The organism is Streptomyces toyocaensis (assembly GCF_000725125.1).
GTDB classification, from domain to species: domain Bacteria; phylum Actinomycetota; class Actinomycetes; order Streptomycetales; family Streptomycetaceae; genus Streptomyces; species Streptomyces toyocaensis.
Genome location: NZ_JFCB01000019.1, coordinates 134,456 through 150,946, shown reverse-complemented (window position 1 = coordinate 150,946; position 16,491 = coordinate 134,456). Strand labels below are relative to the sequence as shown.

Below are 16,491 nucleotides of genomic sequence, written 5' to 3'. Positions count from 1 at the left end.
TGTTTTTCCGGCTCCCTGACCACCGTTCTGCAGACATGCAGAAAGCGACCCAGAGATAGGTCCTGATGAGTTGGATTGCTGCCGGGCGAGGGCGCTTGACCACGCCGCACATCCCCGAGCAGGGGTACAACTCTACAGGGGTCGCAGACCACGCGCAAATCGATTAGAGTGAGGTGGTCTAGACCTCTCGTCTAGACCAAGACCTGGACCTGTCCTCCGGAACCGGTACGTCACATGACATACCCTGCTGAACAGCACGCCGGAGACAGGCAGTGACGGCGCACCTACGGCTCTCCACTCCCTGGGAGGATTCCCATGACCACCGTGACGTCCCCGCTTGCAGGACGGGCCATCGCACTGGCGTCCGTGCCCGATCCGGTCTTCTCCGGGGCCATGGTCGGCCCGGGGACGGCGATCGACCCCGTGCGGGAGCCCTCCGAGGCCGTCTCCCCCGTGGACGGCGTGATCGTCTCCCTGCACCCGCACGCGTTCGTCGTCGTCGACGGGAGCGGGCACGGCGTGCTCACCCACCTCGGTATCGACACCGTCCAACTCAACGGCGAGGGCTTCGAGCTGCTCGTCAGCAAGGGCGACACGGTGACGCGCGGGCAGAGCATCGTGCGCTGGGACCCGGCCGCCGTCGAAGCCGCCGGCAAGTCCCCGGTCTGCCCGGTCGTGGCCCTGGAGGCCACGGTGGACTCTCTCTCCGAGCTTCGCGAGGACGGCGAAGTGAAGGCCGGCGACAGCCTCTTCCTCTGGAAGTGACGCAGCGCCGTCCCTGACGGCCACCAGGACAACCAACACGGCGGCCGGGGCCGGCCGCCGCATGAGCGGAGACGGGTGAGATGGAGACAACGCTGCGAGGCGTCGGTGTCAGCCACGGAGTGGCGATCGGCGAGGTCCGGCACATGGGTACGGCAGTGCTCGAGCCGCCGGCCAAGCAGATCCCGGCGGAGGACGCGGAACGTGAACAAGGTCGCGCCCGCAAGGCCGTGGAGGCTGTGGCGGCCGATCTCACGGCGCGCGGGAACCTCGCCGGGGGCGAGGCCCAGGCGGTGCTCGAGGCGCAGGCCATGATGGCCCAGGACCCCGAACTGCTGGTCGACGTGGATCGGCGCATCGCTGTCGGCAGCACGGCTGAGCGCGCGGTGTACGACGCGTTCGCCGCGTACCGCGAGCTGCTGGCGAACGCCGGCGAGTACCTGGCCGGCCGGGTGGCCGACCTCGACGACGTGCGCAACCGCATCGTCGCGCGGCTGCTCGGTGTCCCCATGCCCGGTGTGCCGGACAGCGACGAGCCGTACGTCCTGGTGGCCCGTGATCTCGCGCCCGCGGACACGGCACTGCTCGATCCGACGCTGGTGCTCGGTTTCGTGACCGAGGAGGGGGGGCCGACCAGTCACAGCGCGATTCTGGCCCGTGCGCTCGGTGTCCCCGCCGTGGTCGCCCTGCCGGGGGCCAGTGAGCTCGCCGAGGGCACGCTGATAGCGGTCGACGGAAGCACCGGTGAGGTCTTCGTGAATCCGGACGAGGAGAAGAAGGCGCAGCTCGAGGCGGCGGCCGCCGAGCGCAAGGCGGCGCTGGCCGCGTCCACCGGCCCCGGTGCGACCGCCGACGGTCACAAGGTGCCGTTGCTGGCCAACATCGGCGGCCCGGCGGACGTGGCCGCCGCCGTCGAGGCGGGCGCGGAGGGGGTCGGCCTCTTCCGTACCGAGTTCCTGTTCCTGGACGACAGCAAGAACGCCCCCTCCGAGGAGAAGCAGTTCACCGCGTACCGTCAGGTTCTCGAGGCGTTCCCCGAGGGCCGGGTCGTGGTGCGCGTGCTGGACGCGGGCGCGGACAAGCCGCTGGACTTCCTGACTCCGGCGGACGAGCCGAACCCGGCGCTGGGCGTGCGCGGTCTGCGGACGCTGCTGGACCATCCCGAGGTGCTGCGCACCCAGCTGACGGCGCTGGCCAAGGCGGCGGAGGGGCTGCCGGTATACCTGGAGGTCATGGCCCCGATGGTCGCGGACCGGGCCGACGCGAGGGCTTTCGCCCAGGCGTGCCGGGAGGCCGGGCTGCGGGCGAAGTTCGGCGCGATGGTCGAGATTCCGTCGGCCGCGCTGCGGGCGCGCTCGGTGCTGCAGGAGGTGGAGTTCCTGTCGCTGGGCACGAACGACCTGGCGCAGTACACGTTCGCCGCGGACCGGCAGGTGGGTGCGGTCTCCCGGCTGCAGGACCCCTGGCAGCCCGCGCTGCTCGACCTGGTGGCGCTGTCCGCCGAGGCGGCGAAGGCCGAGGGCAAGAGCTGTGGTGTGTGCGGTGAGGCCGCCTCCGACCCGCTGCTGGCGTGTGTGCTGACCGGTCTGGGTGTCACCTCTCTCTCCATGGGGGCGGCGTCGATTCCGTATGTGCGGGCTTCGCTGGCCAAGGCCACGCTGGCGCAGTGCGAGCGGGCCGCTGCGGCCGCCCGGGCGGCGGACAGTGCCGAGGATGCCCGTGCCGCCGCGCAAGCGGTGCTGTCGGGCGAGTAGCCGGACCGCGGCCGGTTTCCGTGAGGGGCGCTCCACGCTGGGTGGGGTGCCCCTCACGCGTTGCCGGGTTCAGTGGTGGTGGTCCGGGTCGGGGCGCTCTTCTCCGAGGTCGGGCGGCGCGCAGTAGTCGACGTTGGACTCGGGGGCGATGAGGTCCCCGGTTTCGGCGTCGGTGCAGTAGGCGTCGAAGACCTCTCCGGCGGTGAGGGGATCGAGGCCGTAGGCGCGCAGGCGCCAGCCGTGGACGCGGTCGGGGGTGCCGGGTTTGCTGGTCCGCATGACCAGTCCGCCGGGGCTCGCGGTGGCGAGGCCGACGGCCAGGACGGTGGTGAACTCCAGGGCTTCGGTTTCGTCGATGCCCGGATGGCCGCCCAGGTCGTCCACGTGCAGAACGGCCACGAGAGTGTCCGGCGGTCCGGAGACGCTGCAGACCAGGTGCCGGTCGCCGGGTGGGGCCGTGTCGAGGATGCGCACCAGGAGGTGCGAGGCGCGGGCGAAGGCGGCGCGGCCCAGATCCTCGCCGCAGGAGGCGCAGGGGCCGAGGCGGGCCAGCAGGGTGGTCGCGTACTCCCAGGTCGCCTGGCGGACGGCCTCGTCGACGAGGATGGGCAGGAGGTCGGCCAGTGGCCGGCCGTCGTAGGGGACGGCGGGGCCGGTGGAGGCGAGCTCGGCCGTGAACCGGGAGCGGCTGGTGTGGGTGTCGGGGTCCAGGCCGGTCTTCGCGCAGAACTCGGCGTAGTCCGCGGGGTCGAAGAGCGCCACGGTGGTGTGGCTGCCCTGCAGTGCGCGCGTCCTGAGAACGGCTTCGACGTGTTTGAGGTAGGTGGTGTGGTCGTCGAAGAGGAAGCTGTCGTAGCGCCGCATGGCGCGGAAGTCGTGCTCGTCGGTCAGCAGGCCGATGGTGCCGGCGATGTCGCGGCGCAGGACGCGTCGCAAGGTTCGGTGGTCGGTGTACGCCATGTCTCCCCCTGTGCACGGTCGATCAATGCTCACTCACAGTAATCGGCGGCACTGACAATGACGGCGGGGGGAGACGACGGCGTACCCGGAGGTGTTCCGAGGCCGGGGTCAGGCGCGCTTGCGGGCGAGATCCTCGTAGAAGGAGAGCAGGTCGAGGTCGTCGACGGAGCCCGGGTTGACGGCCTTCTCCATGGGGGTGCCCTGGAGAAGGCGCTTGACCGGTACCTCGATGCGCTTGCCGGTGAGGGTGTGCGGGACTCCGGGCACCTCGATGATCTCGTCGGGGACGTGGCGCGGTGAGAGCTGCTCGCGGATGGTCCGCTTGATGCGGCTCAGCAGGTCCTCGTCGAGCGTGGCTCCGGGGGCCAGGTGGACGAAGAGGGGCATCCAGTAGCCACCGTCGGGCTGTTCGATGCCGAGGACGAGGGACTCCCTGATCTCGGGGAGGCGTTCGACGGCTTCGTAGATGTCGGCCGAGCCCATGCGGACGCCCTGGCGGTTGAGCGTGGAGTCGGAGCGGCCGTGGATGACGACGGAGCCCCGTGAGGTGATGGTGATCCAGTCGCCGTGCCGCCAGACTCCGGGATAGGTGTCGAAGTAGCTGTCGTGGTAGCGGCTGCCGTCGGGGTCGTTCCAGAAACGGATCGGCATGGACGGCATGGGGTTGGTGACCACCAGCTCACCGACCTCGTCGATGAGGGGCTTGCCGCTGGGGTCCCATGACTGCAGGTCCGTGCCCAGACCGGGCGCCTGGAGCTCCCCGACGTGGACGGGGAGGGTCGGCACGGCTCCGGCGAAGCAGGAGCACACGTCCGTGCCACCGCTGACGGAGGCGATCCACAGGTCGTCGCGGACCTCGTCGTGCAGCCAGCGGAAACCGTCGGGGGGCAGGGGGGAGCCGGTGGTGGCGACGCACTTGACGGCGGAGAGGTCGTGGTCGCGCGACGGGTGCACGCCCGCCTTGCGGCAGGCCATGACGTACGCGGCGGACGTGCCGTAGAGGGTGGCCCGGGTGCGTTCGGCGATCCGCCACTGGGCGCCCGTGTCGGGGAAGCCGGGGCTGCCGTCGTACAGGACGATCGTCGTTCCGGTCAGGAGGCCGGAGACGAGGAAGTTCCACATCATCCAGCCGGTCGAGGTGTACCAGAAGAAGCGGTCCTCGGGGCCCAGGTCGCAGTGGAGTCCGAGTTGCTTGAGGTGTTCGACGAGGATGCCGCCCTGGGACTGGACGATCGCCTTGGGCAGTCCGGTGGTGCCGGAGGAGTACAGAACCCACAGCGGGTGGTCGAAGGGCACCTGCTCGTAGACCGGTTCGGTGTCCGCGGAGGTGAGGGCGTCCCAGTCGAGTGCGCCGTCGGGTGCCTCGGTGCCGAGCAGCGGGATGTGCACGACGGCGCGCAGGGTCGGCAGTTCCCGGCGCAGTTCGGCGACGACGTCGCGGCGATCGTGCTCCTTGCCGCCGTAGCGGTAGCCGTCGACGGTGAAGAGGACGACGGGTTCGACCTGCTGGAAACGGTCGAGGACGCTGCGGGCGCCGAAGTCGGGGGCGCAGGAGGTCCACACGCCGCCCACGGCCGCCGTGGCCAGGAGGGCGACGACGGCCTGCGGGATGTTGGGCAGGTAGCCGCTGACGCGGTCGCCGGGACGTACGCCGAGGGCGCGCAGCTCGGCGGCGAGGGAGCCGACCTGGCGGCGCAGCTCGGCCCAGGTGACGGGGCGGGGATCGTGGGTTTCGTCCACGTGCAGCAGGGCCGGTTCGTCCGCGCGGGACTCGGTCGCGCGCAGGGCGTGCTCGGCGTAGTTCAGGGTCGCTCCGGGGAACCACTGGGCTCCGGGCATCGAGCGGTCGCCCAGTACGCGCTCGGGGGGCGTGGTGAAACGGACGTCGAACCACTCCGTGACCGCCTGCCAGAAGGTGTCCGGCTCGTCCACGGACCAGCGGTGCAGGGCCGCGTAGCCGCCCTCGGCGGGGGCGCCGTGGTGCTCGGCCGCCCATGCCTGGAACATGGTGATCCGTGCCTGGGCGATGCGTTCCGGATCGGGCTGCCAGAGGGGCTGGGGGTTCACGGTCGACATGGGGCGGCTCCCGGACTGTGCGCGTCGTGTGCGTCCTCCGCGCACGGGCTGGGGTGTGCGCGTGACGCGGCTGACAGGGACGATGCCATGTGATCGACTTCTGCACCAGGGCGCCCCCCACATAGTCCGTGTCGTGAAGATGTGGTCCGATCACGGATGAACGGAAGTTGAACGACACCCTCGCCGGGCCTGATCGATGACAGGGTGAGCCACATGGACGGTCGTGACCTGGTGCGTTCGGTGAAATCGATGGGCTCGGCTCAGGGGTTGCGCACCGTACGGGCAGCGTGGCGCAGGCGGCGGGCGGACGCCGGCGGGCTGCCGCCGCGCGGGCCGGTGCGGGCGCGGGTGCCCGGGACCGTGCGGGAGGTGGAGCCGGGGCTCGGCGGGGGCCTGATCAGGTTCGGCCGTTCCGAGCTGCGGATCTTCGTCGCGGTGAACGGGGCCGTCTTCTGGGGCTGGGACGGGGCGGCTCCCGAGCCGTCGTACGCGCTGGCCGGCCGCTGCCCGGATCCTGATCCGCGGGCGGCGCTGGAGCCGGACAAGGAGGGCGGCTGGCGTGTGGTGGCCGAGCGCGTGACGGTCGTCGTCTCCCGGCACGGCGCGGTGGAGGTGCTGACGCCGGGGGGTGTGTCGCTGCGGCGGGATCTGCCGCCGCTGTGGTGGGAACCGGTCGGCGGCGGGAGCGCGCGGTGGAAGCAGCGGTCGGAGGTGCCGGCGGACGCCCGCTTCTTCGGTATCGGGGGGCGTGCCCCGGGTCCCCGGCTGCGGGACGGTAGGTACCGGCTGTGGAACACCGCCCCCGGCCGGGCCTCCGGGGCCGGTGACGGTCCGCTCTCCGTCACGATGCCGGCGCAGATGGTGGTGGCCGACGCGGGCACGCATCTGGTGTTCCACGACAGCGCGTGGGACGGCACGGTGACGCTGCGGGAGGGCGAGGAGGGCGCCGGGTCCGGGCACGACCGGCCCGGGACGAGTGAGCTCCGGATGGAGGGCGGCCCGCTGCGCTGCTGGGTGGCGGTCGGCACTCCGGCGCGCGTGCTGCTCGCCTGGGCGTCACTCACCGGGGCGCCGGCTCTGCCGCCGGCGTGGGCCCTCGGTCACCATCACGTGTGGCCGGGCGGCGGTGGCGAGGACGAGGTGCGCCGGATCGTCGAGGACCACCTGGGGCACGGGTTGCCGCTGGACGCGGTGCACCTCGGGCCCGGCCACTTCGAGTCGCGGCGGGTGTTCACGGTCGACCGGGAGCGGTTCCCGAAGCTGCCGGTCCTGGCGGACGACGTGCGGCGCCACGGGGTCAGGCTGGTGTCGGTCGTCGCTCCTGCCGTCGGGGAGGTGCCCGGGGACGCCGTGCACGACGACGGGACGGGACGGGACGCCTTCGTACGGGGTGCCTCCGGGGAGGTCGTACGGGGCGTGTCGTGGACCGGGGACGCGGTGTTCCCGGACTTCACGCACGCGCGCGTGCGTGCGTGGTGGGGCGCGTTGTACGCGGAACGGCTGGCACAGGGGTTCGCCGGTTTCTGGCACACCCTGGACGAGCCGACGTCGTTCACGGCCTTCGGGGAGCCGACGCTGCCGCGGTCGGCCCGGCACGCTCTGGACGGCCGCGGCGGCGATCACCGCGAGGCGCACAACGTGTACGGGCTGTGCATGGCCCGGGCGGCGTACGAGGGCCTGCGGAAGCAGGCACCGCAGGACCGGCCGTTCGTGGTCTCACGCTCCGGCTGGGCCGGCATGCAGCGGTACGGCGGGGCGTGGTGGGACGGCGCGGGGCAGGGCTGGTCCGGGTTGCGGGCGACGCTGGCGCTGGTGCTGGGACTGGGGCTGTGCGGGGTGCCCTACTCGGGTGCGGACATCGGCGGCCTGGACGGGGAGCGGTCGCCCGAGCTGTATCTGCGCGGGCTCCAACTGGGGGCCTATCTGCCGTTGTTCCGCACCCGCACCGGTCCGCGTGCGGGAGAGGGTGAGCCGTGGGCGTTCGGTGCCGAGGTCCTCGGCCACGCGCGCGCGGCGCTCCTGGAACGCCGGCGGCTGCTGCCGTACTTCGTGACGCTGGCCCATCTCGCCCGGCGTACCGGAGCTCCGTACGTGCGGCCGTTGTGGTGGGCGGCACCGGAGGATCGCTCGTTGCGGGACTGCGAGGACGCCTTCCTGCTCGGTGACTGTCTGCTGGTGGCGCCGGTGCTCGATCCGGGTGCGGACCGGCGTGCCGTCGAGCTGCCACGCGGGCGGTGGTACGACACCGCGACGGAACGGGCGTACGAGGGGCCGGCCCGGGTGGTGGTCGACGCGCCCCTGGGGCGGATTCCGGTGTTCGCGCGCGGGGGCGCGGTCCTCGCGGTGCTGGGGGACGACGGTGGTACGGAGCTCGAGGTGTGGGCCCCGGCCCGGGGGCGGACCGGGGGCGGGCTGATCGTGCCGGATTCCGGCGACGGCGGGGAGGAGCCGGAGATCGAGCGGTACACGGTCCGGTGGTCGGGCCCGCGGATCGTGGTCGAGCGGGGCGGCGAGGGCGGCGTCGGTGCGCCGGCCCGGCCGGTGCGTGTCCGCGGGCTGGGCCCGGCCGGAGATCAGATGTAGCGGCCCTCGAACCAGGCCCTGACGGCCAGGGTGTGCAGCGGAAAGGCGAGTTCCTCGGGGCGGCGGAGCAGGCTCCGGCCCTCGGTCTCGTCGGTGGGGACGGCGGGGGGCAGGTCCTCCGCCGGCCGTTCGGGGAGGAGCCCGAACACCAGCAGGTGCCCGTCGGGAGAACTCATGGCGTCGGCGAGCCGTACGTCGCGGCTCGCCGCGTCGATGCCGGTCTCCTCCCTGAGTTCGCGGACGACGGCCTGGCGCCAGTCCTCCCGGTCGTCGATGTAACCGCCGGGCAGGGCCCTGCCCCCGCGTGCGGGGGCGATGGACCGGGTGATGACGACCAGCGCGGTGCCCTGTGTGTCGTACACGGGCTGGAGGGCCACCGCGACGGGGAGCGGGTTGCGGTAGGCCACGGTGCCGCAGGCCGGGCAGGTGCGGGGCCAGCCGGAGACGCCCTCTCCGTAGGGCGCGCCGCAGCTCGAACAGTGTGAGTTCGGCGCGGAGTTGGAAACCATGGGAGTTTCGGACACGCGCGGGACTGTATCCGATCATGGCGGGGGCGTCTCCGGCAGGTCGGTCAGTGGCGGCCGGCGAGTGACCTGTGGGACACCGGGAAGTCGAAGTAGGTGTCCGGGTGGGCCTCGGGCTTGAAGGTGTAGTGCCACCACTCCTCGGCGAGGTTCACGAACCCGAGGTCCTCCAGGGTGTTCTTGAGCAGCAGCCGGTTGGCGCGCTGTTCGCCCCGGATGCGCGGGTCGAGGGTGTGGCTGAGGGTGTCGAAGCAGTCGTAACCGGTGCCCATGTCCACGGAACTGTCGGGGAACCGCTGGTCCTCGGGCGCGAAGCAGGGGATGAGGGGCTGTCCGGGGCGGTACGGCCGGGTCGGCTTCGCCGGGAGCTTCACGAGGGTGAGGTCCACCGTCGAGCCGCGGCTGTGGCCGGACTTCTCCGCGATGTACCCGTCGGCGAACAGCCGGGTCTTGTCGACGTTCGGGTAGAACTCGGTCTTCATCGTCTGGTCGTCGAGATCCTTGGCCCAGCGCACGAAGTGGTCCACCGCGCGCTGTGGCCGGTAACAGTCGTAGACCTTGAGGGAGTAGCCCTGGCTGAGCAGCCTTCGCTGCGCCGTGTGGAGGGCTTCGGCGGCGGGGCGCGTGAGGATGCACAACGGCTGCTGGTAACCGTCGACGCGCTCACCGACGAAGTTGTGGGGGGTGAAGTAGCGGATCTCCTGGATGATCGTCGGGTCCATGCTGTTCAGCGTCACGAAGTCACGCGGCGCTGTGGGTTCGGGCTTGGCCCGGGCGGGGGCGGAAGCCGCGGTCGCGGCGAGGAGGGCGGCGACGGCGGTGGCCAGACCGCGTACCACGGCGGAGAGTCGTGTCATGCCCCTGCATCTATCAGGAGTCGGCTCATCCGGGAAGCGGGTGGCCGAGAACCGTTCCGGTCGGCCACCTTGACGCCCCCTGAGTGCCGGTGAACACTTCCGGTGTCAGTCGACATCGCCGTACATCTCGGCGTATTCCGGAACGCCACGCCTGGGGTCCTCCTGTGTCGGGGGCCGACTCCCCACGGGCGATTCGACTGCGACGGCACGCTCGTCACGGACGCCGGGCGGGGCGCGGGTTCTCCCTGCCTTCGGCTGAAGTCGCCATGGGAAACGCACCCTGCACGTGAGGTCCGGGACGGAGCGTCCCGGGCCAGGGCCTAGGAGCCGCCATGAGCAACGGAGACATATTCGTCGGGGAAGTCATCGGCACCGCGATACTCATCCTGTTCGGCGCCGGCGTGGTCGCGGCCGTCGTCCTGAACTACTCGAAGGCGAAGGACGCGGGCTGGGTCGTCATCGCGCTGGGCTGGGGTTTCGGTGTCATGGCCGGGGCGTACACCGCCGCTCCGCTGTCCGGCGGGCACCTCAACCCGGCGGTCACCCTCGGGATCGCCATCGACACCGGGGAGTGGGACAAGGTCCACCTCTACGTCGCGGGACAGATGGTCGGTGCCATGCTCGGCGCCGTCCTGTGCTGGCTGGTCTACTACGCGCAGTTCCAGGCCAACTCCGAGGAGGACATCGCCCAGCCGACCCTGGGGATCTTCTCCACGGCACCGGCGATCCGCCATCCCGTCGCCAACCTGATCACCGAGATCATCGCGACCATGGGGCTGGTGCTGCCGATCCTGGCCTTCGGTCTCACGAAGGGGCTCGGCGAGTCGGGCACCGCGATCCTCATCGTCTCGTTCCTGGTGGTCGGGATCGGCCTGTCGCTCGGCGGCCCGACCGGCTACGCCATCAACCCGGCCCGTGACCTCGGGCCACGCATCGTGCACGCGCTGCTTCCGATTCCCAACAAGGGCACCTCGGACTGGGGTTACGCGTGGGTGCCGGTGGTGGGACCACTGATCGGCGCGGCGCTGTCCGGGCTCGTCTTCAACGCAGCCTTCTGAACGAACCTCCGCACGAACCGACGAAGGGGACGTCATGACGGACAAGTTCGTCGCCGCGATCGATCAGGGCACCACTTCCAGCCGCTGCATCGTCTTCGACCGGCACGGCGCGATCGTCGCCGTCGACCAGCGCGAGCACCGCCAGATCTTCCCGAAGCCCGGCTGGGTGGAGCACGACGCCACCGAGATCTGGTCCAAGGTGCAGGCCGTGGTGGCCGGGGCCCTGGCCAGGGCGGGGCTGCGCGCGGACCAGCTGAGCGCGCTCGGCATCACCAACCAGCGGGAGACGACGGTCCTGTGGGACCGGACCACGGGCAAGCCCGTGCACAACGCGATCGTGTGGCAGGACACGCGGACGGCCGCGCTCTGCAGCCGGCTGGGCGGTTCGGACGGTCAGGACCGGTTCCGCGAGCAGACCGGGCTGCCGCTGGCCAGCTACTTCTCCGGGCCCAAGGCGGCCTGGCTGCTGGACAGCGTGCCGGGTCTGCGGACCCGTGCGGAGAAGGACGAGATCGCGTTCGGCACCATCGACTCCTGGCTGATCTGGAACCTCACGGGCGGCACCGACGGCGGACGGCACGTCACCGACGTGACCAACGCCGGGCGGACCATGCTGATGAACCTCCAGACGCTCCAGTGGGACCCGTCCATCCTGTCCGCGATGAACGTGCCCGAGGCGGTGCTCCCGGAGATCAGGTCGTCCTCCGAGATCTACGGGACGGCGGTGGGCCGGCTCTCCGGCGTGCCCGTCGCCTCCGCACTGGGCGACCAGCAGGCGGCCGTCTTCGGCCAGGCCTGCTACGACGTGGGCACGGCGAAGAACACCTACGGCACGGGCAGCTTCCTGCTCCTCAACACCGGTGACCGGCCGGTGCCGTCGAAGAGCGGGCTGCTCACCACGGTGGGCTACAAGATCGGCGAAGAGGCACCCGTCTACTGTCTGGAGGGGTCGATCGCCATCACGGGCGCGCTGGTGCAGTGGTTCCGCGATCAGCTCGGCATCATCCGTACCGCCGATGAGATCGAACCGCTCGCGGCGAGCGTGGAGGACAACGGCGGCGCCTACATCGTGCCCGCGTTCTCCGGCCTCTTCGCCCCGTACTGGCGCTCCGACGCACGCGGCGTGGTCACGGGCCTCACGCGGTACGTGACGAAGGCGCACCTGGCCCGTGCGGTGCTCGAGGCGACGAGCTGGCAGACGCGCGAGGTCGTGGACGCCATGTACCAGGACTCCGGGGTGCGGATCACCACCCTGAAGGTCGACGGCGGCATGACGGGGAACAATCTGCTGATGCAGCACCAGGCGGATGTGCTCGGGGTACCGGTGATCCGCCCCCGCGTCTCGGAGACGACCTGCCTGGGGGCCGCCTACGCGGCGGGACTGGCCACGGGCGTGTGGAACGGTCTGGACGAGCTGAAGTCGCACTGGCGGAGGGACGCCGAGTGGACGCCCGCCATGGAGGCGCCGGTGCGGGACCGCGAGTACCGCAACTGGCGCAAGGCGGTGGAGAAGAGCCTCGGCTGGCTGGAGGAGGGTGACGGCTGACCGCGCTGCGCGGCGCGTCCCCCTCCGCGCGGCGGCCCGTACTCCGGTCGGCGGGGTTACGGGCCGCGTGCGCGATCCGTCTCCTCAGGTGGTGACCGCCCGTCGCTGCGAGGCCTGGGCCATGGCGTGCTGGACGACGCCGATGAGGACTTCCTTGACCGCCTCGCGGTCCCGCGCGTCACACGTCAGCAGCGGTACGTGGTCGTCGAGATCGAGCGCCCGGCGGATGTCCTCGGTCGGGTAACGCGCGGCCCCGTCGAAACAGTTGACGCCGACCAGGAACGGTATGGAGCGCCGCTCGAAGTAGTCGATGGCCGCGAAGCAGTCCTCCAGCCGGCGGGTGTCCGCGAGGACGACGGCTCCGAGAGCGCCCTCGGACAGTTCGTCCCACATGAACCAGAACCGCTCCTGGCCGGGCGTGCCGAAGAGGTACAGCACCAGGTCCTCGCGGAGCGTGATGCGGCCGAAGTCCATGGCCACGGTGGTGGTGTTCTTCGCCTCCACGCCGCTGGTGTCGTCGACCGGACGGCCGGCCTCGGTGAGGAGTTCCTCGGTGCGCAGCGGCCTGATCTCGCTGACCGCGCCGACGAGCGTGGTCTTGCCCACGCCGAAGCCGCCGGCCACCAGGATCTTGAGCGTGACGGGCTCGACCGGGGGCTTGCCGCGCTCAGTGCGCCCGAAGATCATCGATCTCTTCTCCTGCGTGATGGGGTTCGGGCGGCGGGCCGTATCCCCCGCCGCCGGGGGTTTCGATGACGAGTACGTCGTCGGCGCCGACGTCCGCCGAGTCGCTGCCGGCGAGCCGGGTGACCGCGCCGTCCGCGCGCTCGACCCGGTTGGCGCCGGGTGCTCCGGGTGCTCCGCCCGCCATGCCGTACGGGGGGACCCTGCGGTGCTGGGAGAGCGTGGAGACGGTCATGGGCTCGAGGAAGCGGATACGGCGCACGGCTCCGTCCCCGCCGCGCCACCGTCCTGCGCCTCCGCTGCCGCGGCGCACCGCGAACTCCTCGAGCCGGACGGGCAGCCGCCACTCCAGGATCTCGGGGTCGGTGAGCCGCGAGTTGGTCATGTGGGTCTGCACCACGGACGCGCCGGGGAACCCGTCGCCCGCTCCCGAGCCGGAGGCGACGGTCTCGTAGTACTGGTGACGCGCGTTGCCGAAGGTGACGTTGTTCATGGTGCCGGAGCCCTCGGCCTGGACGCCGAGGGCGGCGTAGAGGGCGCCCGTGATGGCCTGGGAGGTCTCCACGTTGCCCGCGACGACGGCGGCCGGCGGCCGGGGCGCGAGCATGGAGCCCGGCGGGACGACGATCCGCAGCGGGCGCAGACAGCCGTCGTTGAGCGGGATGTCGTCGGCGACCAGGGTGCGGAAGACGTACAGGACGGCCGCGTTGACGACCGAGAAGGGGGCGTTGAAGTTGGTGGGGAGCTGGGCGGACGTCCCGGTGAAGTCGATGGTCGCGGTCCGGTTCTCGCGGTCCACCCGGACGCTCACGCGGATGACGGCGCCCGAGTCCGTCTCATAGGCGTACGCGCCGTCGTCGAGGGCGTCGATGACGCGGCGCACCGCCTCTTCGGCGTTGTCCTGGACGTGTTTCATGTAGGCCTGGACGACGTCGAGGCCGAAGTTCTCGATCATGCGGCCGACCTCGTCGACGCCCTTGCGGTTGGCGGCGATCTGGGCGCGCAGGTCGGCGAGGTTGGTCTCGGGGTTGCGGGAGGGGTGGCGCGCGCCGGTGAGGAGGCGGAGGGTCTCCTCCTCGCGGAAGCGGCCGTTCTCGGTGAGCAGCCAGTTGTCGAAGAGGACACCCTCCTCGTCGATGGTGCGGCTGCCGGCGGGCATGGAGCCCGGGGCGATGCCGCCGATCTCGGCGTGGTGGCCGCGTGAGGCGACGTGGAAGAGGACCTGAGGGTCACTCTCCGTGGCGGCCGTGGGTCCCGGGCCGAAGACCGGGGTGATCACGGTGACGTCGGGCAGATGGGTGCCGCCGTGGTAGGGGTCGTTGACGGCGTAGGTGTCCCCCGGGCGCATGGCCGAGCCGCGGCGCCGGATGACCTCCTTGACGCTGGTGCCCATCGAGCCCAGGTGGACGGGGATGTGCGGGGCGTTGGCCACCAGGTTCCCGTCCGGGTCGAAGAGGGCGCAGGAGAAGTCCAGGCGCTCCTTGATGTTGACGGACTGGGCGGTGGACTCGAGGCGGGCGCCCATCTGTTCGGCGATGGACATGAAGAGGTTGTTGAAGACCTCGAGCAGCACGGGGTCCGCTTCCGTGCCGATGCCGGAACTCTGCGTGACCGCGACGCGTTCCATGAGCAGATGCCCGTGATCGGTCGCGGCGGCCCGCCAGCCGTCGTCCACGACGGTCGTCGTACCGGACTCGGTGATGATCGCCGGTCCGGTGACGGTGTCGCCGGGGGGAAGGTCCTCGCGGTGGTGGAGGGGTACGTCGCGCCAGGCGCCGCCGGTGTGGAGGCGGACGCTCCGGGGGGCCGGGGTGGCGTGCCGGGGGGTGCCCCGGTAGGGGGCGAGGGCGGAGAGATCGGGGGGTTGCGTGATGCCGGTGGCTTCGACGGAGAGGGCCTCGACGACGATCGGGCGGTCGAGCGTGAAGGAGTACGTGGCGCGATGACGTGCTTCGAAGGCGCGCCGCATCGCGTCGGGCTCGGTCAGCTCGACGGTGAGGGTGGTGTCGGTGCCGTCGTAGCGGAGCTGGGCGCGCCGGGTGACCTCGATCCGCTCCTCGGGGACGTCCTCGGCGAGGAGTTCGGCGCGTGCCTCCGTCTCCAGGTCGTCGGCGGTCCGGTGGACCCGGGGCATCGCGCCGGGCTCCAGGGGTGCCTCGACGGACTGCTCCCGCATGGCCGTGGTGTCGGCGAGGCCGATGCCGAGTGCGGACAGGACGCCCGCCATGGGCGGGACGAGGACGGTGCGGATGCCGAGGGAGTCGGCGACCATGCACGCGTGCTGTCCGCCCGCCCCGCCGAAGGTGGTGAGGGCGTACCGGGTGACGTCGTGGCCCTTCTGGACCGAGATCCGCTTCACCGCGCCGGCGATGTTGGCGACGGCGACCTGGAGGTAGCCCTCGGCGACCTGTTCGGGGGTGCGGTCGTCGCCGGTCCGCTCGCGGATCTCGCGGGCCAGGGCAGTGAAGCGGTCGCGGACGAGCGCGGCGTCGAGGGGCCGGTCGCCGTCCGGACCGAACACCGCGGGGAAGTGGGCGGGCTGGATGCGGCCCAGCATGACGTTGGCGTCGGTGACGGCGAGCGGGCCGCCGCGCCGGTAGCAGGCGGGGCCCGGGTCCGCGCCCGCCGAGTCCGGGCCGACGCGGTAGCGGGAACCGTCGAAGTGGAGGACCGAGCCGCCGCCGGCGGCGACGGTGTGGATGTCCAGCATGGGGGCCCGGAGCCGGACTCCGGCGATCCGCGTGGTGAAGACGCGCTCGTACTCGCCCGCGAAGTGCGAGACGTCGGTGGAGGTGCCGCCCATGTCGAAGCCGATGACGCGGTCGAAGCCGGCCAGCTGCGACATGCGCGCCATGCCGACGATGCCGCCGGCCGGCCCGGAGAGGACGGCGTCCTTGCCTCGGAACTGCCCGGCCTCGGTGAGACCGCCGTTGGACTGCATGAACATCAGCCGTACGCCCTCGAGTTCGTCGGCGACGTGCCGGACGTAGCGGCGCAGTACGGGCGAGAGGTAGGCGTCGACGACGGCGGTGTCCCCGCGCGGGACGAGCTTCATCAGAGGGCTGACCTCGCTGGACAGCGAGATCTGCGGGAACCCGACGCGGGCGGCGAGCTCCCCGATCTCCTGTTCGTGAGCGGGGTGGAGGTGGCTGTGCACGCAGACCACGGCGACGGCCCGGATCCCGGCGTCGTAGGCCTGCCGCAGGGGCCCGGTGAGGGCGTCCAGGTCCGGAGCGCGCAGGACGGTGCCGTCGGCGGCGATGCGTTCGTCCACCTCGACGACCTGTTCGTACAGCAGTTCGGGCAGGTCGATGCGGCGATCGAAGATGCGGGGGCGGTTCTGGTAGGCGATGCGCAGGGCGTCGCGGAAGCCGCGCGTGACGACGAGCAGGGTCCGTTCGCCCTTGCGTTCCAGGAGCGCGTTGGTGGCGACCGTGGTGCCCATCCGTACGGCGTCGACGGGAGCACCGGATCCGGCCAGCAGCGCGCGGACACCCACGACCGCCGCGTCGGTGCCGCCCGTCCCCCGGCCCGGGCGCGGCCGGGCCGGGTCCGGAGCCGGGTTGTCGGACAGTACCTTGTGGGTGAGCAGCCGACCGTCGGGGCGCCGCGCGACGATGTCGGTGAAGGTGCCGCCTCGGTCGACCCAGAACTGCCAGCCTGTCACGTCAGTACCCCGCTTCCGCG

Annotated in this window: 11 protein-coding genes; 5 read left to right on the top strand and 6 right to left on the bottom strand. The window is 71.6% G+C overall.

The genetic code is table 11. From position 1 onward, the window contains the following. Positions 1-315 precede the first annotated feature (315 nt). Both BU52_RS20940 and ptsP read left to right on the top strand, forming a co-directional pair. On the top strand, positions 316-765 hold the full coding sequence (locus BU52_RS20940; protein ID WP_037936632.1) for a PTS sugar transporter subunit IIA: 450 nt from the start codon (positions 316-318) through the stop codon (positions 763-765). Between the two features lie 80 nt (positions 766-845). Beyond that, positions 846-2,516, top strand: coding sequence for a phosphoenolpyruvate--protein phosphotransferase (ptsP, locus tag BU52_RS20935; protein WP_037936630.1), 1,671 nt, complete (start codon positions 846-848; stop codon positions 2,514-2,516). Positions 2,517-2,585: 69 nt separating this feature from the next. Here the strand turns inward: ptsP and BU52_RS20930 are convergent, their stop codons facing one another. Both BU52_RS20930 and BU52_RS20925 read right to left on the bottom strand, forming a co-directional pair. Further along, positions 2,586-3,476, bottom strand: a complete 891-nt coding sequence (locus tag BU52_RS20930; protein WP_037936627.1) for a hypothetical protein — start codon at positions 3,474-3,476, stop codon at positions 2,586-2,588. 108 nt (positions 3,477-3,584) lie between these two features. After that, positions 3,585-5,552: an acetoacetate--CoA ligase gene (locus BU52_RS20925; protein WP_037936620.1), complete on the bottom strand. Its 1,968-nt coding sequence runs from the start codon at positions 5,550-5,552 to the stop codon at positions 3,585-3,587. A 213-nt stretch (positions 5,553-5,765) separates the two neighbouring features. On the opposite strand from BU52_RS20925, the gene BU52_RS20920 reads away from it, so the two are divergent. Then, complete coding sequence (locus BU52_RS20920; protein ID WP_037936618.1) at positions 5,766-8,135, top strand: glycoside hydrolase family 31 protein; 2,370 nt, start codon at positions 5,766-5,768, stop codon at positions 8,133-8,135. Here BU52_RS20920 and BU52_RS20915 read toward each other — a convergent pair. Next, complete coding sequence (locus BU52_RS20915; protein ID WP_407702053.1) at positions 8,126-8,644, bottom strand: NUDIX domain-containing protein; 519 nt, start codon at positions 8,642-8,644, stop codon at positions 8,126-8,128. The two genes, BU52_RS20920 and BU52_RS20915, sit on opposite strands and share 10 nt — an antisense overlap. 62 nt (positions 8,645-8,706) lie before the next feature. After that, on the bottom strand, positions 8,707-9,516 hold the full coding sequence (locus tag BU52_RS20910; RefSeq protein WP_037936612.1) for a M15 family metallopeptidase: 810 nt from the start codon (positions 9,514-9,516) through the stop codon (positions 8,707-8,709). Positions 9,517-9,848: 332 nt separating this feature from the next. Here BU52_RS20910 and BU52_RS20905 point away from each other — a divergent pair, with 332 nt between their 5' ends. Next, positions 9,849-10,574: an MIP/aquaporin family protein gene (locus tag BU52_RS20905; protein WP_037936611.1), complete on the top strand. Its 726-nt coding sequence runs from the start codon at positions 9,849-9,851 to the stop codon at positions 10,572-10,574. A gap of 34 nt (positions 10,575-10,608) precedes the next feature. Continuing rightward, entirely contained in the window at positions 10,609-12,120 is a 1,512-nt protein-coding gene (glpK, locus tag BU52_RS20900) for a glycerol kinase GlpK (RefSeq protein WP_037936608.1), read from the top strand. An 84-nt stretch (positions 12,121-12,204) separates the two neighbouring features. Here the strand turns inward: glpK and BU52_RS20895 are convergent, their stop codons facing one another. Both BU52_RS20895 and BU52_RS20890 read right to left on the bottom strand, forming a co-directional pair. Continuing rightward, entirely contained in the window at positions 12,205-12,807 is a 603-nt protein-coding gene (locus BU52_RS20895; RefSeq protein ID WP_037936603.1) for a GTP-binding protein, read from the bottom strand. Continuing rightward, on the bottom strand, positions 12,788-16,471 hold the full coding sequence (locus BU52_RS20890) for a hydantoinase B/oxoprolinase family protein (protein ID WP_037936599.1): 3,684 nt from the start codon (positions 16,469-16,471) through the stop codon (positions 12,788-12,790). The genes BU52_RS20895 and BU52_RS20890 overlap by 20 nt, the downstream gene beginning before the upstream one ends. Positions 16,472-16,491: the final 20 nt, after the last annotated feature.